A 21,230-nucleotide genomic window follows, 5' to 3' on the forward strand; every position below is an offset into this window, starting at 1 on the left:
ACGGGGGAGTGACTACCACGGATGACACGAATGGAAGACGACGAGATAGGGAACGGGGGAGTGACTACCACGGATGACACGGATTGCACGGATGGTACACAAGGAAATCAATTGGAGATTTGAACTTGTTGTATAATATTTGTGTGTCGTTTCTTTCCTGTCTTTGCTGATCTTATCCGCGTTATCCGAGCTATCCGTGGTGGTAACGCAATTTGGTCCTATTCGTTGTTCGTTGCGGTGTTCCCCGTCCGTGGTCTACTTCTTCTCCGTCCAGGTGTGCGGCAGGATGGAGAGCGCGTCCGTCCCGGTCTCGGCGTGGGTGGCGCCGGTGACGAGGTTCATGCCTTCCTTCAGGCCGCCGCCCCGGATCTCGGTGGAGGTCCCGTCGGTGAGGCCAAGCTCGACGGGGAGGGGGCGGACGTAGTCGCCCTCGCGGATCCAGAGGACCGGCTTCCTGTCCTGCTCGGCGTCGGCCCTCGCCTCGGTGCCCGCGGCGTGGTCCGCGGCGGTGGACTTGTTGGCCCGGGTGTTGCGGCGAGTGTACGAGCTGAGGTTGGCGCGTTCCTCCGGGACCACGTTCTCGGGCCGCGGCTGCCACCGGAGCGCGGCGTTGGGCACGACGGGGACATCCTTGCGGGATTCGACCTCGAACTGGAGCCGGGCCGTGAGATAGGGCATCAGCTTGCCGCTCGTGTTGTCGAAGCTGACGACGACGGTGTACGTGACGACGTTCTGGTTCATGCTGGCGTTCAGGCGGATCTGCGTGACCTTCCCCTCGAAGCGGTCGTGGGGGAAGGCGCCCACGGTGAACGTCACGGGCTGGCCCTCGCGGATCGAGCCGATGTCCGTCTCGTTCACCGAGGACCAGATCTCCATCCGCGAGAGGTCCTTGGCGATCAGGAACAGGCTCGGGGCGTTCAGGCTGGCGACGACGGTCTGGCCGATGTTGATCCGACGGTCCAGGATCACCCCCTTCACCGGCGACTTGATCGTCGTGTAGCCGAGGTTGACCGTGGCCTCCTGGAGGTCGGCCTTCGAGACGAGGAGCGCCCCCTCGGCGACCACCAGCGCGGCCTTCGCGGCCTCGAAGTTGGAGAGGGCCACGTCGTATTCCTGGGGGGCGATCATGCCGTTGCCGCGGGCCTTCAGCTTGCTCGCCCGCTCGTGCTCGCGCTCGGCCTGGCCGAGCTTGGCCCGGGCCTGGGCGATGTCGGCCTCGTCGCGGGCGACTCGGCCCTTGGCCTGCTCGACGCGCGCCTTGAACAGGGAGCTGTCCAGGCGGGCCAGGACGGTCCCCTGCTCCACCCGGGTCCCGTAGCTGACGGGCTTGGCGGCGTCGGAGGGATCCGAGCCGAAGCTCTCGATCATCCCCGCGACCTGGGCGCCGACGTCCACGACCTCCTCGGGCTCGATCGTGCCCGTGGCGTTGATCGTCGTCTTCAGGTCTCCGCGGCGGACGGTCACGGTCCGATACGTCACACGCGAGGTCCGCGCGTCGGCCCAGTACCAGAGGCCGAGGGCGCCGGCCGCCCAGAGCGTGGCGATCCCGAGGAGTAGCTTCTTCATCGTATGAGTCCTCGACCGATGGGGCCGGGCCAGATGGCGTCGGGGCTGGCCGGGGTCTCCTCGACGATTCGGCCCTCGTCGAGGCGGAGCACGCGGTCGGCGACGTCGAAATAGGTCTCGTCGTGGCTGACGACCAGGAGCGTCTTGCCGGCGGCGCGCAGGTCGTGGAGGATCCGGTGGTAGAAGACCCCCTTGAAGATCGGATCCTGGTTGGCCGCCCATTCATCCACGATGAGGATCGGCCGGTCCTCGAGCAAGGCCCCGAGCAGCGCGAGCCGTCGCCTCTGGCCCTGCGAAAGATCGGTCGTCGAGAACATCTCCCCGGGGGAGTCGACCTGCACGCGGTCGGCCAGCTCCAGCCGCTTGAGGCCGCTTGCCGCCCTGCGGGCGAGCTCTTCGGGGGGGGCCGGCAGCCCGCGGTAATCGCCGAAGAGGTGGCCGTCGGCGAAGACGACGGAGAACAGGCCCCGGTGCACGGCCGCGTCCTCCGTGCCGACGCGCTCGCCGTCGATCAGGACCTCCCCGGCCGTCGGCTCATACAGGCCGCAGATCAACTTCGCGAGCGTGGTCTTGCCGCTGCCATTGCCGCCGGCCAGGAAGACAACCTCCCCGGCCCTCAGCTCCAGGTCGATCGGGCCCAGCCGGAATTCGCGGTCGTCGGGACCGTCCTGGTATCGAAACGTGACGCCTTCCAGCCGGACGGATTCGCGGAACGAAGGCCGGGTTGCCGTCGGCGAAGGCACCGGCTCGATACGCCCCTCGCCCTCGGGCAGGAGCGCCCGGATCCGCTGGAGCGCGACCCGCGCTCGCCCCATCGCCGGCAGGCCGTTAATGATGATGTCGAGCGGCGTCATGAGGTAGAGCACCACCAGAACCGCCGCCGCGAGGGTCCCCGCCGGGATCGGTTGAAATCGGGGCGCCACGAACAGGACGAAGCCGATGAAGCCGAAGAAGGCGAGCTGGCTCCAGCCGTCGGCGATCGCGAAGGTCGCCAGGGCCTTCACGGACCGATCGCGGACGGCGGCCGAGCTCGGCTCGAGCGACTCGCGGAGGAATGCCCCGCGGCGGCCGTCGTGCTGCTTCAGCTCGCGGAAGCCCGAGATCAGGGTCTGGAATCCGGCCACCATCCGGTCCTGCTCCTGGCGTGCGTCCCGGAGGTCTCGGATCGCCCGCCGGGCCATCGCCATGTACGCGGCCACCGCGGCCGCCGCGAAGCTGACGCCGCAGAGGAAGACGAGCGGGCTGAGCCAGCCGACATAGGCCACGCTCGCGATCACGATCGGCACGTTGATGCCGAACTGGGGCACGTTCGACAGGGCGTTCGCCACCACCACCACGTCCTGCGTGAGCGTGGCGAGCAACCCCGCGGTGTCGATCGACTCGAACTCGCGGAGCGGCAAGCCCAGCGTCCGCCGGACGACCCGCAGCGCCAGGTCCCGAACGGCCCCCTGGCTGAGGCGGATCATCAGGACCTGCGAGGCGATCCTCATCGCGACGGCCATGACGCAGAGGCCCAGGAACGCCAGGCCGGCCGCCCCCGACGGACTGCCGCCGTCGAGCCGGCCTCGGATCAGGCCGATGAGCGCGACGCTCGCCACGCCGCCGACCGCCCCGGCGGCCGTCGAGGCGAGGACGGTCCCTCGCGAGCACCCCAGGAGAAACCGGACGAGGTCCATCACGGGGATTCGCCTCCGTCCAGCTCCGCGAGAAGGGCATCGAGCTCCGCCTCGTCGAGACCTTCCAGGTCCAGGAGCCCGGCATCCTCCTCGTCGACCGGCCCTCGCCACCGGCCGACCATCCGGGCCCGCTCCTCCGCCGTCACCATCGGGATCTCGGCGATGGGCCTGTCGGGATCCGCGGCCGACTCGGCGAGGAGCGTGGCGTAGCAGGTCACCAGTCGCTCCATGGTCGTCGCCTCGAACTGCTCCGCGTCGTACTCGAGGACCAGGTCCACTCCGCCGTCCTGCTCGTGGGCGTAGAGCGTGGCGTCGAACTTGGCGACGTCGGCGGGGATCTCGATCGGGCTGATCCTCAGCCCCTCGACCTCGAGCGGGGGAAGCGGAGCGTTCTGGAGGACGAGCATGGATCGGAAGGGCGATTCGCGGAGTTCGCCGACGATCCGTTCGAAGGGGAGGTCCTGGTGTGAGTAGGCGTCGAGGGCGTCGCGACGGACGCGGTCGAGGAGGTCTCGGAAGGTGGGAGAGCCGGAGAGGTCGGAGCGGATGACGAGGGTGTTGACGAAGAAGCCGATGAGGCCCTCGACCTCGGGCCTGGCGCGCCCCGCGACGGGGGTGCCGACGGCGATGTCGTCGCGGCCGGAGTATCGGGAGAGGAGGACGTCGAAGGCGGCCAGGAGGGTCATGAAGAGGGTGGCGCCGGAGTCGCGGCCGAGCCGCTTGACGGCGGCGGTGGCGTCGGAGTCGAGCCGGGCATGGACCTCGCCGGCGCGGCCGGACGAGCGCTCGGTCGTGGCGCGATCGGCGGGGAAGCCGACGGGGACGAGGCCGTCGAGGCGTCCTCGCCAGAAGGCGAGCTCGGCGTCCAGGGGGTCGCCGGAGAGCTGGCGGCGCTGCCAGGCGGCGAAGTCGGCGTACTGGACGGGGAGCTCGGCCAGCGGCGAGGGCTCGCCGCGGCGGAAGGCGTCGTAGAGCGCCGTCGCCTCGCGGACGAGCACGCCCGTCGACCAGCCATCGGAGACGATGTGATGGAGGACGATCGCGAGGACGTGGTCCTGGTCGGCGAGTCGCAGCAACCTTGCCCTCAGGAGCGGTCCGCTCGCAAGGTCGAATGGCCCCCGGCCGAGCTCGCGGAGGCGACGGATCAGCTTGGCGTCGTCCGCGCCGTCGAGCGATTCCAGCTCGAGTGCGGGCACATCGACCGGGGCGGCGATTCGCTGCAAGGGCATGCCGTCTCGGGCCTCGAACGTCGTGCGCAGGGGCTCGTGCCTGCGGACGATCTCGGAGACCGCCCTCGCCAGGGCGCTGGCGTCGAGCTCGCCCCGGAGCCGGACGGCCATCGGGATGTTGTATGAGATGTCCCCCGGGTGGACCTGGTCGAGATACCAGAGCCGTTGCTGGGCGAATGAGGCCGGCAGAGGCGAGCCGTCGCGGGGGAGCCGTTCGATCGGGGACTCGTCGGCGCGATGGCCTCCCGAGAGCTCGGCCTCGACCCGTCGGGCGAGGCCGGCGACCGTCGGCTCGTCCACGAATCCGCGGAGCGGGATCTCGACGCCGAACGTCTGCCGCAGCCGCGCCAGGAGCTGAGCGGCCAGCAACGAGTGGCCGCCGCGGTCGAAGAAGTCCTCGGCGGCCCCGAGCGGCCCGGTCCCGAGCAGGTCGGCGATCAGGCCCGCGACGGCCCCCTCGACGGGCCCCTGGGGGAGGCGTGCGGCCGGGCTGAATCCGGCGGCCGATGCGGACTCGCCGGGCTTCGGGAGCGCGTCCGGGTCGAGCTTGCCGTTGGGTGTGAGCGGCAGGGATTCGATCGTCGTGAGGGTCGCCGGGACCATGTAGTCGGGGAGCCGCTCTGCCAGCCAGGCCCGCAGCTCGGCGGTCGGCGGGGCGGCGAGGCCGTTGCGGGGGACGACGTAGGCGGCGAGGACGGTCGTGCCGCTCGCGTCCTTGCGCGGGACGACGGCGACCTCGCGGACGAGTTCGTGGCGAGCCAACGCCGCCTCGATCTCGCCGGGCTCGATCCGGTAGCCGCGTACCTTCACCTGGCGGTCGATCCGGCCGAGGTACTCGAACTGTCCGTCCGGGCGATAGCGGGCGAGGTCCCCCGTGCGGTAGAGCCGCGCCCCGGGCTCCGCGGAGAATGGGTCGGGGACGAACTTCTCGGCGGTGAGCCCCGGGCGGTTGAGATAGCCGCGGGCCACGCCCGGGCCGCCGATATGGAGCTCGCCGGCCATTCCCGGGGGCAGCGGCTCCATCCCGGGATCGAGAACGTAAAGCCTCGCCCCGGCGGCCGGCCGGCCGATCGGGATCACGGGGATGAGCGATTCGACGGGGCCGGGGGGAATCCGATGCACGCAGCAGCCGACGACGGTCTCCGTCGGCCCGTACTCGTTCACGAGCGCCGTGCCGGGGGCGTGCTCGTGCCAGAAGGCGACGTGGGACGCGGTGAGCTGCTCGCCGCCGATCACGAAGACCCGCGTGCGGCCGGCGGCCTCCTCAGGAGCGAGCTGTTCGCCGAGCCATTTCAGGTGTGCCGGCGTGATCTTGACGACGCTGTAGTTCCCGGGGTCGCGGAAGGCCGCGCGCAACTGATCGAGCCCGAGGCCCTCGTCGAGCAGATCGACCCGGCCGCCGCAGAGCAGCGGCCCCCACAGTGCGGTCACCGTCAGGTCGAACGAGATCGACGAATGCACCGGTGCGCCGCGACCGCCGGCAATCGCATAGGCCCGGATGCACCAATCGAGGTAACTCGACAGCCCCCCGTGGGTGATCATCGTCCCCTTGGGCCGCCCGGTCGAGCCCGACGTGTAGATGACATAGGCCAGGTCTTCCGGGCGTGTCTCGCCGGGCAGGTCGGCATCGAGCTCCTCGGCCAGGCCGTCCACGTCGCGGTCGAGGCAGAGCGTTCGCCCGGCGAAGGTCCCGTGCGAGCCGAGCAGGCGCTCTTCGGTCAGCAGCACGGCCGACGCCGAGTCGTCGAGCATGTAGGCCAGGCGGTCGGCCGGGTAAGAAGGGTCGAGCGGCACGTACGCGCCGCCCGCCTTGAGGGAGGCCAGCAGGCCGGTGACCATCGCCGCGGAGCGGCTCATGCAGACGCCGACCAGGACGTCCGGGCCGACGCCCAGGGACTTGAGCCGCCTGGCGAGCTGGTTGGCCCGGGCGTTGAGCTCGCGATAGCGGACGTCGCCGCCGGTGGTCCTCACCGCGACGGCCTCCGGCGTGCGCCCGGCCTGGCGTTCGAAGCTGCGGTGGAGCGGGGCGAGCGACGTCCGGATGGACGGCCCGCGATCGGGGGCCGCGACGTCGGTGCGGGCTGGAGCGTTCATGGGTCGATCCCCAGGTCGTCACTGGCCGGCCGGTTCCAGTCGTCGAGCATCCGGGCCCGGTCATCTCGCGAGATCAGCGGGATCGCCCCGATCGGGCGGTCCGGGTCCGCGATGACCTCCTCCAGGAGCCTGAGATATCCGGCCAGCAGGCGTTCCATGGTCCCGGCCTCGAATGGCTCGTCGCGGTATTCCAGGATCAGGTCGAGGCCGCCACCTCGTTCCATGGCGAAGAGCGTGGCGTCGAACTTGGCCACTGTCGCGGGCGGATCCAGGGCAGAGACTCGCAGGCCCTCGGCCTCGAGCGGAGGAAGCGGAGCGTTCTGGAGGACGAGCATGGATCGGAAGGGCGATTCGCGGAGTTCGCCGACGATTCGCTCGAAGGGGAGGTCCTGGTGTGAGTAGGCGTCGAGGGCGTCGCGTCGGACGCGGCCGAGGAGGTCGCGGAAGGTGGGAGAGCCGGAGAGGTCGGAGCGGATGACGAGGGTGTTGACGAAGAAGCCGATGAGGCCCTCGACCTCGGGCCTGGCGCGCCCGGCGACGGGGGTGCCGACGGCGATGTCGTCGCGGCCGGAGTATCGGGAGAGGAGTACGTCGAAGGCGGCCAGGAGGGTCATGAAGAGGGTGGCGCCGGAGTCGCGGCCGAGCCGCTTGACGGCGGCGGTGGCGTCGGCGTCGAGCCGGGCGTGGACCTCGCCGGCGCGGCCGGTCGGACGCTCGGTCGTGGTGCGATCGGCGGGGAAGCCGACGGGCGCGAGGCCGTCGAGGCGTCCTCGCCAGAAGGCGAGCTCGGCATCCAGGTGGTCGCCGGAGAGCTCGCGGCGCTGCCAGGCGGCGAAGTCGGCGTACTGGACGGGGAGCTCGGGGAGGGGGGAGGGCTCGCCGCGGCGGAAGGCGTCGTAGAGCGCCGTCGCCTCGCGGATCAGGACCCCCATCGACCATCCGTCCGCGGCGACGTGATGGACGACCAGGGAGAGGACATGGACCTCCGGCGCGAGCCGGAGCAGCGTCGCCCGAAGGAGCGGGCCGTTCGCGAGGTCGAAGGGCCGGCCACCGAGTTCGCGGAGCCGCTCGCGTAGTCCCTGCTCGTCGGCCCCTTCCAGCGATTCCACCTCGACGGGGAGGTCGGCCACCGGGACGATCCGCTGAAAGGGCACGCCGTCGCCGGCCTCGAAGGTCGTCCGGAGCGTCTCGTGGCGGCGGACGATCTCGGTCATTGCCTTCGAAAGTGCCGCGACGTCCAGGGGCCCCTCGAGCCGGACGGCCATCGGGATGTTGTACGCGATGTCGCCCGGCTCGAGCTGGTCGAGATACCAGAGCCGTTGCTGGGCGAAGGAGGCCGGCAGCGGCGAGCCGTCGCGGGGGCGCCGCTCGATGGGGGCCATCCCGGCGACGCCACGGCCCGCCAGCGAGGATTCGACCAGCCGGGCGAGGCTGGCGACGGTCGGCTCCTCCGCGAAGTCGCGGAGCGGCACCTCCACGCCGAACGTCTGCCGCAATCGGGCGAGCATCTGGATGACCAGGAGCGAATGGCCCCCCAGCTCGAAGAAATTGTCCAGGACGCCGAGCCGAGGGACGCCGAACAGGTCCGCCCAGAGGCCGGCGATCGACTCCTCCATGGCCCCTCGCGGCGGCTGGTGGGCCGCGGCCGTCACTGGCGACGCGGATTCGGCCTCCGCGAGCGCCCGACGATCGATCTTGCCGTTCGGAGTCAGAGGCAGGGCGGTCAGGGTCGTCAGCGTCGACGGGATCATGTAGTCGGGGAGCTGGTCGAGGAGCCAGGCGCGGAGGGCCTGGGGGTTCGGGGCCGCGCCGCCGGCGCGGGGGACGAGGAAGGCGGCCAGGCTCGACTCGCCGCTGGCGTCCGGTCGGGCGATGACGGCGGCCTCGCGGAGGGCCTCGTGCCTCGAGAGCGCGGCCTCGATCTCGCCGAGCTCGATCCGGTAGCCGCGGACCTTCACCTGGTGGTCGACGCGGCCGAGGCATTCGATCGTCGAATCGGCCCGGCGGCGTGCGACGTCGCCCGTCCGATAGATCCGCGCACCGGCGGATCGGCCGGTGGGATCCGGGAGGAACCGTTCGGCCGTGAGCCCGGGCCGATTCAGATAGCCCCGGGCCAGGCCCTCGCCGCCGATGTAGAGCTCGCCCGTGACGCCGACCGGGGTCGGGCGGAGGCGGCGGTCCAGGACCAGGAGCTGGGTCTTCGCCAGGGGATGGCCGATGACGACCGGGGCGTCGCCCGGCTCGACGCGCCAGGCGGATGACCAGATGGTGGTCTCGGTCGGCCCGTAGACGTTCCAGAGTGCCTCCCCCGCGTCGAGCAAGCGATCGGCCAGCGACCGCGGCATGGCCTCGCCGCCGCAGAGCATGGTCAGCCCACGCTTGCCTCGCCAGCCGGCCTCCAGCAGGGAACGCCAGGTCGCGGGGGTCGCCTGCAGGAACGTGATCGAGGGGGCGTCCAGCCGTCTCGCCAGCCGGGAGCCGTCCGCGGCCGTCTCCCGGTCCGCGATCTCCACGCGGGCTCCGCAGATGAGCGGCAGGAAGAGCTCGAGCGCGGCGATGTCGAACGACAGGGTGGTCACCGCGAGGATCGCGTCGCGCGACGTCATGGCGACGATCGACCGCATCGACAGCAGGAAGTTGGCGAGCGCCCCGTGCGTGACCTGCACGCCCTTCGGCCTGCCCGTGGAGCCGGACGTGTAGAGGACGTAGGCGAGGTTGCCCGCGTCGATCTCCGTGCGAACCGGGCGGTCGTCGTCGGCCGTGGCCGCAGGCTCATCCAGGCAGACCTGTTCCAGGCTCAGGCCCGGGATGCCCGCGCGCGTGGCCTCTTCGGTGATCACGACGCGGAGGCCGGAATCCTCGACCATGTGCCGGAGCCGGGCGGCCGGGAAGGCCGGGTCGAGCGGGACGTACGCCGCGCCGGCCCGGTGTACGGCCAGCAGGGCGGCCAGCGTGGAGCAGGATCGCCCCAGGTAGACTCCGACGAGCGACTCCGGCCGGGCCCCCATCGACCTCAACCTCCGCGCCAGCCGATTCGCCCGCCGGTCCAGCTCGCGGTAAGTCAAGCTCTCGGTCCCGTCGGAGACGGCCACGGCCAGGGGCGAGGCGGCGGCGCGTTCCTCGAAGAGCCCCGGCAGCAGCGTCGTGGCCACCGGCCGCGCGGCGGCCTTCTCGCGGAGGAGCTTGGCGGCGAGTGAGCGTTTCTGCTCGACGGTGAGTCCCGTGGCCCCCGGGATCCTGGTCATATCTCGTCCCTTGATGCCGGGCCGAGCTCGCTGATCAGGGCGTCCAGCTCCTGTTCGCTCAGGCCGTCGATGTCGATGTCCAGCGCGTCGAAGCCGGCCCCGCCGTCGCGATCGTACCCGCCCAGGTCCCAGCGGGCCGACTCCGGCTCTCCGAAGTGGTCAGCCGCCAGCGTGCAGGCCCCGAGGCGGCGCTCGGGGTCCGCGGCGATCGACTCCAGCAGGCGGGCGAACTGGTTGAGGAGGCAGGCGACGGCCTCGCGCTCGAACCGTCCCGCATCGAAGCCGACCTTGACGTCGAGCTCCGTGCCGGGCACGACCGTGATCGTGATCGGATAGTGCGTCCGCTCCCGGTAATGGGCCGACCGGATGCCGAGCCGACCGGCCTCGCGGTCGAGCAGGCCCGAGAGGGGGAGGTTCTGGACGATGAGGAGGCTCTCGAAGAGCGGGAGCTCGGGCGAGACCTCGCTCCACCCGTGGATCGTGGAGAGTGGCAGCGCCTCGAAGGGGCGGAGCGCGGCGGCCCTTCGCTGGATGCCCTGGAGCCAGGGGAGGAGCCAGGCATCCTCGTCGACCGGGACGCGGAGCGGCAGGGTGTTGATGAAGACGCCGACCATGGATTCCACGCCCGGCAGCTCGGCCGGGCGGCCCGCCACCGTCACGCCGAAGACGACGTCGTTTCGGCAGCCGTACCGCGACAGGACAAGGGCCCACGCCCCCTGGATCACGGTGTTCAGCGTCACCTGCCCGGCTCGTGCGACCGCGTTCAGGCCCCGGGCGACGGAGGGCGGCAAGAGGTGCCGGATCTCCTCCATGGGCCCGGCGACGAGCCCGTGCCGCGATCCGCCGCGGCCCCCGTCCAATCCCAGCGGGGTCGGCCCGCGGACACCTCGCAGCGTTTCCCGCCAGAACGGCTCGGCCCCCTCGGGATGGCGGCCATCCTGCCAGGCGATGTAGTCGCGGAACGGCCGATTGGCCTCGAGGGCCGGCAACTCGCCGCGGCCGAGCGAGCCGTACGCGGCGATCGCGTCCCGCAGCAGGATCCCCAGGCTCCAGCCGTCGGCGACGACGTGGTGGATCGTCCAGACCAGGCGGTAGGCCGCGTCCTCGATCCGGAAGAGTGTCAGCCGCATCAATGGTGGGCTCTCCGCGTCGAAGCCGCGGGACTGGTCGGCTTCCAGGAACGCGGCGATCCGCGACTCGACGTCGGCCTCTCTCACGCCTCGCAGGTCCTCGGTCGCGAACGGGACGTCGATCGGGGCCTCGTGGACGACCAGGTAGTGGCGGCCGTCGGGCGCGGCGGCGATCGACGACCGCAGGGCCGGGTGATGGGCGACGACGCATCGCCAGGCCTCGCGGAAGGTCGCCTCGTCGAGGGTGCCGTCGAGCCGGCAGACGAGCTGCTCGGCGTAGAGCCCCGCGCCGGGCGAGGCCATCGCCTGGAAGAGGATGCCCTCCTGGACGGGCGTGAGCGGGAAGGCGTCCTCGGCCCTCCCCCCCGCGGCGAGTCGCTCGCGGAGCGGCCGGTCGGGGACCAGCGCGAAGGGTTCGGTCGGGTCGAATCGCTCGACCTCGGTGCCGGACGGATCCGGCAGGATGCCCGGCGCGGCGGCCAGCTCGGCGATGGTCGGGTAGCGGAAGAGGTCGGCCGGGCTGAGGGAAAGCCCCTCGCCGCGGGCCCTCGCGATGAGCTGGATGCCCAGGATCGAGTCGATGCCCAGCTCGAAGACGTTGTCGCCGACGCCGACGCGGTCGGTCTCGAGCAGGCCGGCGGCGATCCTGGCGAGCGTGGCCTCGGCCTCGGTCCTCGGCGGGACGTAGCCCTCGGCGTCGGCCGCCTCCGGGGTGGGATCGGGGAGCGCCCGGCGATCGATCTTGCCGTTGGCGGAGAGGGGGAACTCGCCGAGGATCACGACCGCGGCCGGGACCATGGCCTCGGGGAGCCGCCGCCGCAGCCAGCCGCGCAGGTCCCCGGGGGCGGGCCGGTCGTCGAGCGGTCCGTCGAGCGTGACATAGCCGACGAGGCGGCGCCGGCCCCGGCTCGCGTCGCGGGCCTCGACGACAGCCTGTCTCACGGCCGGATGCGCCAGGATCATCTCCTCGACCTCGGCGGGCTCGATCCGGACGCCATTGATCTTGAGCTGGCGATCGGCGCGGGCGAGGAAGTCGAGGTTGCCGTCGGGCCGCCAGCGGACGACGTCGCCGGTCCGATAGAGCCTCGCCCCGGGGACCTCGCCGAACGGATCCGGCACGAACCGCCAGGCGGTCAGCCCCGGCGCACCGACGTAGCCGCGGGCGACTCCCGGGCCCCCCAGGTAGAGCTCGCCGACGACCCCCACCGGGACCGGGTCCATCCGCGCGTCCAGGACGTAGGCCCGGGTGCGGGCGAAGGGACGGCCGATGGGGACGCGGCCGTCCTCCTCGTCCTCGAACCGCGAGCCCTCGAAGTAGGTGCTGTCGATCGTGGCCTCGGTCAGGCCGTACGAGTTGACGACCCGGCCGCCGGGGCCGACCAGCTCGACGAGGGTCCGATAGAGGCGGCCCCGGAGCATGTCCGATCCGACGGCGAGGAGGCGGACGCTGTCGAGCCCCTGGCCTTCTTCCTGGAGCTGCCGCGCCAGGGCCTCCGCGACCGCGGGGACCAGTTCCAGGCAGTTGATCCGCTCGCGTCGGATGAGGTCCGCGAGGGCCCGGGGATCCAGGAGCACATCGCGGGGACAGGCGACGAGAGTTCCGCCCGTCGTCAGGGCCCGGACCCAGTCGCCCGTGAACACGTCGAACGAGAAGGCCGCCGCCTGGAGATGCCGCAACGGCTCCTGGCGGAGCCGGTACGCCGACGCCCAGGCGTCCCCCGCGGCCAGCAGGCTGGCGTGAGAGACCATCACCCCCTTGGCTCGCCCCGTGCTGCCGGACGTGAACAGGACGTAGGCGAGGTTGCCACCGGAAGGCTCGCGGACGGGGCGGTCCGTCTCGGGCTCGTCGGCTCCGTCGAGCTCCAACCAGCCACGGCCGGCCGCTCCGTCGATCCGCTCCGGCGGGAGGTCGGTGAGGACGATCGAGGCCCTCGCGTCCTCGATCATCGCGGATCTCCGCTCGGCCGGCAGGTCCGGGTCCAGCGGCAAGTAGGCGCCCCCGGCCTTGAGGACGCCGACCAGGCCGACGATCCGGGCGGGCCAGCTCGCGACGAGCAGGCCGACGACATCCTCCGGGCCGATGCCCCGGGCGATCAGCCGGCGGGCGACGAGGTCGGCCCGACGGTCGAGCTCACGGTAGGTGAGCGTCTCCTCCGCGGCGATCAGGGCCGGTGCGTCCGGGGTGAGGGCCGCCTGGGCCTCGAATCGCTCGTGGATCGTCGCGTGGGATGGGGCGGGAAGCTCGGCCTCGGCGGGCGCGGCGACGAGCCTCGCTCGCTGGACCTCGCCCACGACGTCGAGATCGGCGATCCGCCGCGACGGGTCGGACGCGATGTCCTTCAGCAGGCTGAGCAGGCCCTCGCCCATCCGCCCGGCGGTGTCGGCTTCGAAGAGGTCGGTGGCATATTCGAGGGACAGGGCCAGGCGGTCGCCGTGCATCGCGGTGGTGAGCGTCAGGTCGAAGAGCGCGGCGTGGCGATCGGTCGCCAGCGACTCCACGGGGAGCCCGTGCACATTCATCTCCAGGCCGTCGGCGCCGAGCGAGAAGGGGGTGAGCCCCGACTCCTCCAGCCGGTGTGCCCTCTGGTGGATGTACATGACCTGGAAGAGCGGCGAGCGGCTCAGGTCGGGCCTGGGCTGGAGCCGCGCGGCGAGCTGGCTGAAGGGGAAATCCTGGTGCTCCAGGCCCTCCGCCACGACCCGGCGGAGCCGGGCCAGAAGCTCCTCGAAGGTCGGATTGCCCGACAGGTCCCCGCGCATCGGCAGCAGGTTCACGAAGTAGCCGATCAGCCGCTCCCAGTCCGGCCGGGTCCGGCCGGAGACGGGCGACCCCACGATCACGTCGTCCTGGCCGCAATACCGCGACAGGAGCACCTGGAAGGCGGCCAGGATCGTCACGTACAGGCTGCAACCGCGGGACTGGCCGAGGTGTACGAGGGCCGCCGTCCGCTCGGGGTCGAGGGCCAGGTGGAGCGTGGCCCCTCGCTGGCTCCGGACGGCGGGCCGGGGCCGGTCCGCGGGGAGGTCGATCACCGGCAGCGGGCCGCCGAGCTGGCGGCTCCAGTAGGCCCAGCTCTTCCGCCCCGACGGGCCGTTCAGCCAGGCGTGCTGCCAGCGGACGAAGTCCGCGTACCCGTGAGCGATCGGCGGGAGCCAGGCGGTCCCGGCGGCGGCTCCCTCGCCTTCTCGTTCCTCGGCATAGAGCCGGCCGAGCTCGTCCACGAAGACGGCCAGCGACCAGAAGTCGGAGACGACGTGGTGGAATGTGACGAGGATCGCATGGTCCTCGTCGCCGAGCTCCAGCAAGTGGACCCGGAAGAGGGGACCCCTGGCCAGGTCGAAGGGACGCGAGGCCAGCTCATCGATCCGGGGGCGAATGCCGGCCTCGCCCGTTCCGCGGGCATCCTCCGCGAGGAACCACGAGGACTCCGCGGCCAGGACCTGCTCGGGATCGAGGACGCGAACCTCGGGGGCGCCACGGGAGTCGTCGAAGGCCGTCCGCAACGCCTCATGCTGCGCGATCATCCGGCGTAGTGCCCGCCGGAATGCGGCGAGATCCACGGGGCCGCGGACTCGCCCCGCGCCGCCGATGTTGTAGGCCCGGGCCCCCTCCGCGAACTGGTGGGCATACCAGACCATCTGCTGGCCGAACGAGAGCGTGGGCGTCGCCGTGGCCGCGATCTCCGCGTGCGCCTCGCCGTCGGCCCTCGACTCGGCCGGGGCGTCCCCCACGACGCCACTCAGGAGCGGCTCGACGGCCCCGGACAACTCGCGGACGGTCGAGCCCTGGAGGAGCAACGAGAGGGGCAGGATGATCCCGAGATCGGCCTCCAGCCCCGCCTTGACCTCGAGGGCCGTCAGCGAGTCGAGGCCGAGCATCGTGAGCGTCTTGTCGGGATCGACCTTCTCGGGCGTCGTGCGGAGGACCGCCGCGAGCTGGCGTTGCACGCGTTCGATCAGCGGTCGATCGCCCGCGCAAGCCTTGCCGTTGCGGGAGTGGTCGTTGGCCGGCGTCCCGCCGGCCATCCGCTCGAGCAGGCGATTGCGACCGTCGCCGGAGTGCAGGTCCTTCAGCCTCGTCCAGTCGGCGTCCACGACCGCGGCCAGGGCGAGCGGCCCGCCCGCGAGCCGGTCGAGCGCCTCGAGCGCGGAAGCGGCCGCCAGCGGCTTCAGGCCGAGCAGGGCGAGCGCCGCGTTGCGGCCTTCGCGCGAGGCCATGCCGACCTCGCCCCACGGGCCCCACTGGATCGAGAGGGCCGGCCGGCCCGAGGCACGTCGGGCTTCCGCCAGGGCGTCCAGGAAGCCGTTGGCCGCGGCGTAATCGACCTGCTTCGGCGAGCCCCAGAGGGATGCGACCGACGAGAAGAGCACGAAGAAATCCAGGTCCAGGTCGCGGGTCAGCTCGTGGAGGTTCCAGCCGCCGGCCACCTTGGGCCGGAGCGTCTCCAGCAGCGCCCCCTCGTCGATCTCGAAGGCTGGGCGGGGCCGGATGACGCCCGCCGCGTGGACGACGCCCCGGATCGGCGGGAAGGACCGCGCCAGGTCGTCCAGCAGGGCCGCCATCGCCGGCCGGTCGGCCGCGTCCACGGCCGCCGTCACGACCGTCGCCCCCTGCTCCTCGAACGCGCGGATCGCCGCGACCCGGGCCGACGACGGATCTCCCGCGGGGAGCGATTCCCAGGCGGATCGCGGGGGAATCGGCGAGCGGCCGAGGAGGACGAGCCGCCTCGCCCCGCGGCCGACGAGGTCCCGCGCCACGGCCAGCCCAAGGTCGCCCAGGCCGCCGGTGATCAGGTAGGTTCCGGAGGGCCTGATGGCGAGCCCGTCCGCGTGCATCGAGTCCGCGTCGATCGCTTCCAGCCGGGCGGCGAGGTGCCGGCCGCCGCGGACGGCGACGGCGTCCTGCGCGGCCGTGGCGCGGAGGGCCGCGATGAGCGAGTCCGGGTCCATCGGCTCGCCCGGGTCGAGGTCGATGAGCCCGCCCCAGATCCTGGGCATCTCCAGGGCCAGCGAGCGGCCGAAGCCCCAGAGCGGAGCCTGGACCAGGTCCGGCGCGGCATCGTCCGCGAAGACACGTTGTGCACCCCGCGTGACGATCCAGAGCCGGGGTTTCTGGGAGTCGTCGCTCCGGCCGAGCACGCGGACGAGGTCGAGCAGGCCGCCGAGAAGGAGGCGATGCCCCTCCTCGATCGCGTCGAGGCTATTCGCCTGGGCGAGGCCGAGGGGGCGCACGTCGATCACCCCGCGACAGGGGTGATCAACGTCGTCGAGGCTCTCGCAGGCTTCCCAGGAGCCGCCGGCATCCTCGATGCGGCGGCCGATCCGCCGGGCGATCTCGTGCGACTTTCCGCCGAGGACGAGCCAGTGCCCGGCCAGGTCCGTCGGCGATGATGGGCTCGTCGCGATTGACTCCCACCGGATGCGATGCAGGAGCTTCGATCCGGCGCCGTTCGTGGGGCGGCCGCCGGCGGGCGCGTACGCCATGATCCGGCCGTGCCCGTTGGTCACGTGCCCGTTGGTGGAGCGGCCGTTCGAGGAGGAGGCGGCCGGGAGGGGCTCGGGCTCATCCTCGAGCCAGTAATCCGACCGCGACCACGGGTAGGTCGGGAGCGAGACCAGCCGGCCGGGCGGTGCCAGTCGCTCCCAATCGAGGTCGCAGCCGGCCGCGTACAGGTCCGCGACGGCTTCCAGCATGGCCATCCCGCGATCATCGCCGCGTCGCATCGACTCGACCACCAGGGGGCGGCCCTGCTCATCCTTATCGCTGAGGGTGGCCGCGATGCCGGCGGCGTGGATCGGGTGCGCTCCGATCTCCACGGCGATGCGAAAGCCCTCCGCCGAGAGGAGTCGGAGGGCCGGCTCGAAGAGGACCGGCTCGCGGACGTTCCGGCCCCAGTAGCGGGCGTCGAGGTCGGGGCCGCGCAGGTCGCCGGCGGTCACCGTGGAGACGAAGCGGGTGGTGGCGTCCCGCGGGGCGAGCCCCGCCAGGGCCTTCTCCAGGAGGGCGCGGGGGCCGTCCATCTGGGGGCCATGGAAGGCGATCGAGACGTCGACGGACCGCGCCGCGCGCGATCCGGCGCGGAGCTCCGCGGCCAGGGCGTCGATCGCCTCGGGGTCGCCGGAGATGCTCACCGACCGCGGGCCGTTGATCGCGGCCAGCGCCAGGGAGCCTCCGCGGCCGGCCAGCCGCTCGCGGGCCTCCGCGGCATCGATCGCGGCGGCGATCATCCGGCCGTGCCCCGCCGCCTGCCGCATCGAGCGGCCCCGATGGACGACGATCCGCGCCGCGTCCTCCAGGCTGAGGATCCCCGCCACATGGGCCGCGGCGACCTCCCCCAGGCTGTGGCCCACGACCACGTCCGGCTCGATACCCCGGGATTTCCAGAGCGCCGCCAGGGCCACCTGGAGGGCGAACTGGAGCGGCTGGTCGAGCGCGGGGTCGCCCCGGGACGGCAGGTCCTCGTGGCCGAAGAAGACGCCGTGGAGCGAGCCGTTGCCGTGCTGCGTCAGCGCGTGGTCGCACGCCTCGAGCGCGTCGCGGAAGGCCGGCTCGGCGGAGGCGAGCGACCGTCCCGCCCCCGGCCACATGCCCCCCTGCCCCGAGAAGACGAAGGCGACCGACGGCCGACCGTGGGAGGGGCGGCGGCCCTTCGACACACCGGACCGAGCCTTGCCCGCGAGCAGGGCGTCGATCCCCTCGAGCAGCGAGGCGCGATCGGAGGCGACGATCGCCGCGCGATGGTCATGGTGGTCCCGGTGGCTCGCCATGGTCGCCGCCACGTCGGCCAGGGAGGGGGCGTCGGGATCGGCGAGTCGGTCGCCGAGGACCTTCGCGAGCGATCGGAGCGACTCCGGCGAGCGGGCGGACAACGGGACGACGACCGGGCCCGAATCGGATCCCGAGGCCACCCGTTCCGCGATGCTCGGCGGTGCCTCCAGGACGATGTGGGCGTTGGTCCCGCCGAAGCCGAAGGAGCTGACTCCCGCGAGCCTCGGGCCGTCGCCGGCCGGCCACGGCTCGGCCGCGGTCGGGACGCGCAGGCCCAGGGCGTCGAACGGGATGTACGGGTTGGGCTCGTCGAAGTTCAGGCTCGGGGGGATCGATCGGTTCCGGAGGGCGAGCACGGCCTTGATCAGCCCGGCGACCCCCGCCGCGGCTTCCAGGTGGCCGACGTTCGTCTTCACGGAGCCGATCGCGCAGGGCCGGCCCGGGGCGCGGCCCTCGGCGAGCACCGCGCCGAGGGCGGCGGCCTCGATCGGGTCGCCCAGGAGCGTCCCAGTGCCGTGGGCCTCCACGTAGGAAATGTCGCCCGGCGTGATTCCCGCGTCGCGGTAGGCGGCGCGGAGGACGGCCTCCTGGGCCGCTCCGCTGGGCGCGGTCAGGCCGTTGGTCCGGCCGTCCTGGTTCACCGCGCCGCCGCGGATCACCGCGTGGATCGGGTCGCCGTCGGCGATCGCCTTCGAGAGGGGCTTGAGGACGACGACGCCCGCCCCCTCGCCGCGGACGTAGCCGTCCGCCTTCGCGTCGAACGCCTTGCAGCGGCCGTCCGGCGCGAGGAAGCCGAGGCGGGCGAAGTTCTCCGCGACCTCGGGCGAGAGGACCAGGTTCACGCCCCCCGCCAGGGCCAGCGTCGATTCCCCCTCGCGGAGGCTCTTGCAGGCGAGCTGCACCGCCACCAGCGAGGACGAGCAGGCCGTGTCGATCGCCAGGCTCGGCCCGCGGAAATCGAAGGCATATGAGAGCCGATTGGCCGCGATGCTCCCCGCGCCGCCGGTGACCCGGTAGGCGTCCGCCGCTGACCCCCGCCGCGCCTGGATCTGGGCGTAGTCGTTCGTGGCGACGCCCATGAAGACGCCGACCGGACATCCGGCCAGCCGCGAGGCGACAAGCCCCGCGTCCTCCATGGCCTCCCAGGAGACCTCCAGGAGGAGGCGGTGTTGCGGGTCGATGAGCGCCGCCTCGCGCGGGGCGATGGCGAAGAAATCGGCGTCGAAGCCCGCCACGTCCTCCAGGAAGCCGCCGCGAGGCGGGATGCCGCGGGACTCCCCGATCGACTCCGGCCAGCGCGACGCCGGCACCGGGCCGATCGCGGCCCGCCCCTCGGACAGGAGCGACCAGAAGGCCGACGGATCGGCCGCGCCGGGGAACCGGCAGCCGATCCCGATCACCGCGATCGGCTCTCGCGAGGGATCGCCCTTCGTCCCCTCCCCGGGGGCCGCCGGCGACGCCCCCGGCTCCTCCGCCAGGAACTCCGCGATCGCGTCGATTGTCGGATGATCGTAAATCAATAAAGGAGAGACGGAGCGGCCGAGCAGGCCGCCGAGGTCGCCGGCCAGGCCGACGGCCTCCACGGAGCCGAGGCCGAAGCTCGCGAGCGGTCGCGAGGTGTCGACCTCGCGAGGCTTCAGCCCGAGCGGCCGGGCGATCCGCTCCGCGAGCCAGCCGGCGATCTCGCGGCGCGAGCGGGCGGGCGGCGAGGGGGGCTCGTCGGTGGGGCCCTCGGCGGGCGTCGGCGGGGCGTCGGCGGCGGGGCGATCCCAGGCGGCGACGATCTCGAGGCCACCGTCCCGGAAGGCGTCGCGGCAGGCGCCGTGCTGGACCTTGCCGCTGGAGGTCTTCGGGAGGCTGAATGGCCGGATCAGTCGGATGGCGCCCACCTCGACGTCGTGCTCTCGCGCGACGGCCTCGCGGATCGCGGCGAGGGGCTCGTCGGCCGACTCTCCGCGGCGGGCTCGCTCCACCTCCTGGACGATGACGAGCCGCTCCTCGCGGCCGATCTCGACGGAGAACGCGGCGCAGCCCCCGGCGCGGGCGGCGGGGTGGCAAGCCTCGACGGTCCGCTCGATGTCCTGCGGGTAGAGGTTCCGCCCGCGGACGATGATCAGGTCCTTGATCCGGCCCGTGACGACGAGCTCGCCCCCGCGGAGGAAGCCGAGGTCCCCGGTGTGGAGGAACCGTTCCGTTGCGGCGTCCGGGACGCGGCCGCCGAAGGTGGCGGCCGACTCCTCGGGGCGGTTCCAGTATCCCTTCGCCACGCTCGGCCCCGCGACCAGGATCTCGCCGACGCGGCCCTCCTCGCAGGGGAGCCCCGAGTCGCGGTCGGCGATGACGACGCGGGCCCCCACGAGCGGGCCTCCGTGGCCGACGAGCCGGCGCGAAGGGGCGCCGCCCGCGGGGTCCGACGCGCGGCCGCGGTCCAGCGCGTGGGCGTCGACCGTGACCGGCGCCCAGCTCGGCCCGACCGGGCGGCCGGCGACCAGCAGGGTGGACTCCGCCAGGCCGTAGCAGGGGAGGAAGGCCTCGCGGCGGAATCCGGCCGGCGCGAAGGCCGCGGCGAATCGCTCCAGGGTCTCGGCGCGGACGGGTTCCGCCCCATTGAACGCGACTCGCCAGCGGCTGAGGTCGAGCGCGGCCCGCTGCTCCGGCGTGGTCTTCTCGACGCAGAGGTCATAGGCGAAGTTGGGCCCGCCGCTGATCGCCGCGCCGGTCCGCGAGATGGCCTCCAGCCAGCGAATCGGCCGCTGGAGGAACGACACGGGGGAGAGCAGCGTGGAGCTGCCGCCGCAGTAGAGCGTCTGGAGGACCCCCCCGATGAGACCCATGTCGTGGAAGAGGGGGAGCCAGAAGACCCCGCGGTCCGCGTCGGTCGCCCCGAAGCAGGCGTTGATCAGGGCGGAGTTCGCCAGCAGGTTCCCGTGGGTGATCATCACCCCCTTGGGATCGGCCGTGGAGCCGGAGGTGTACTGGAGGAAGGCGAGCGAGTCGCTGCCGACCCGAGGGTCCTGCCAGCGAGCGGCGGCGTCCTCCGCGGAGCCGTCGGCGATCTCCTCGTCGGTGTAGAGGACCTCGCACCGGGACAGATCCGGGACGCCCTCGCGCCAGCGATCCGCCAGGCCCCGCTGCGAATCGCAGGTCAGGACGACGGCCGGCTCGGCGTCGGCCGCGACGGATCGGAGCCGCGTCATGGGCCGGTTGAGCCGGGGCGGGTAGGCGGGCACGGCGATGACGCCGGCATGCAGGCAGCCGAAGAACCCGACGATGAACTCGAGGCCGGGCGGGAAGAGCAGGAGGGCCCGCGAGCCGGCGAGGCCCCGCTCCTGGAGCCTCGTCGCCAGGGCGCGGGAGCGGACCTGCAACTCCCGCCGGCTTAGCATGGCCGGGACGAGGCCCGGGCCGTCGGAGTCCGCCAGGAAGGAGAAGACGGTCCGATCCGGGGCTTCCGCCGCCCGGATGCTCTGGACTTCAACGAAGCTATCTCGCGGCACGTCTGTCGCTGGGCTCGGCCTCAT

The 21,230-nt window shown here is 72.4% G+C and carries 5 protein-coding genes; all 5 read right to left on the minus strand.

The features are described 5' to 3' along the window. Positions 1 to 255: 255 nt before the first annotated feature. From G6O54_RS18570 to G6O54_RS18590, 5 genes are read right to left on the minus strand one after another with little or no spacing between them, the layout of a single operon-like run. A complete protein-coding gene (locus tag G6O54_RS18570; RefSeq protein WP_165227152.1) occupies positions 256 to 1,566 on the minus strand; it encodes an efflux RND transporter periplasmic adaptor subunit in 1,311 nt (436 codons plus the stop codon). After that, a complete protein-coding gene (locus G6O54_RS18575) occupies positions 1,563 to 3,242 on the minus strand; it encodes a cyclic peptide export ABC transporter (RefSeq protein ID WP_165227166.1) in 1,680 nt (559 codons plus the stop codon). The genes G6O54_RS18570 and G6O54_RS18575 overlap by 4 nt, the downstream gene beginning before the upstream one ends. Continuing rightward, entirely contained in the window at positions 3,242 to 6,565 is a 3,324-nt protein-coding gene (locus G6O54_RS18580) for a non-ribosomal peptide synthetase (RefSeq protein WP_165227153.1), read from the minus strand. Before G6O54_RS18580 ends, G6O54_RS18575 begins: the two co-directional genes overlap by 1 nt. Continuing rightward, positions 6,562 to 9,810 (minus strand): non-ribosomal peptide synthetase, encoded by a 3,249-nt coding sequence (locus G6O54_RS18585; RefSeq protein ID WP_165227154.1) that lies wholly within the window; start codon positions 9,808 to 9,810, stop codon positions 6,562 to 6,564. The genes G6O54_RS18580 and G6O54_RS18585 overlap by 4 nt, the downstream gene beginning before the upstream one ends. Beyond that, positions 9,807 to 21,230: a non-ribosomal peptide synthetase/type I polyketide synthase gene (locus G6O54_RS18590; RefSeq protein ID WP_165227155.1), complete on the minus strand. Its 11,424-nt coding sequence runs from the start codon at positions 21,228 to 21,230 to the stop codon at positions 9,807 to 9,809. Before G6O54_RS18590 ends, G6O54_RS18585 begins: the two co-directional genes overlap by 4 nt.

Source organism: Aquisphaera insulae (assembly GCF_011064615.1).
Lineage (GTDB): Bacteria > Planctomycetota > Planctomycetia > Isosphaerales > Isosphaeraceae > Aquisphaera > Aquisphaera insulae.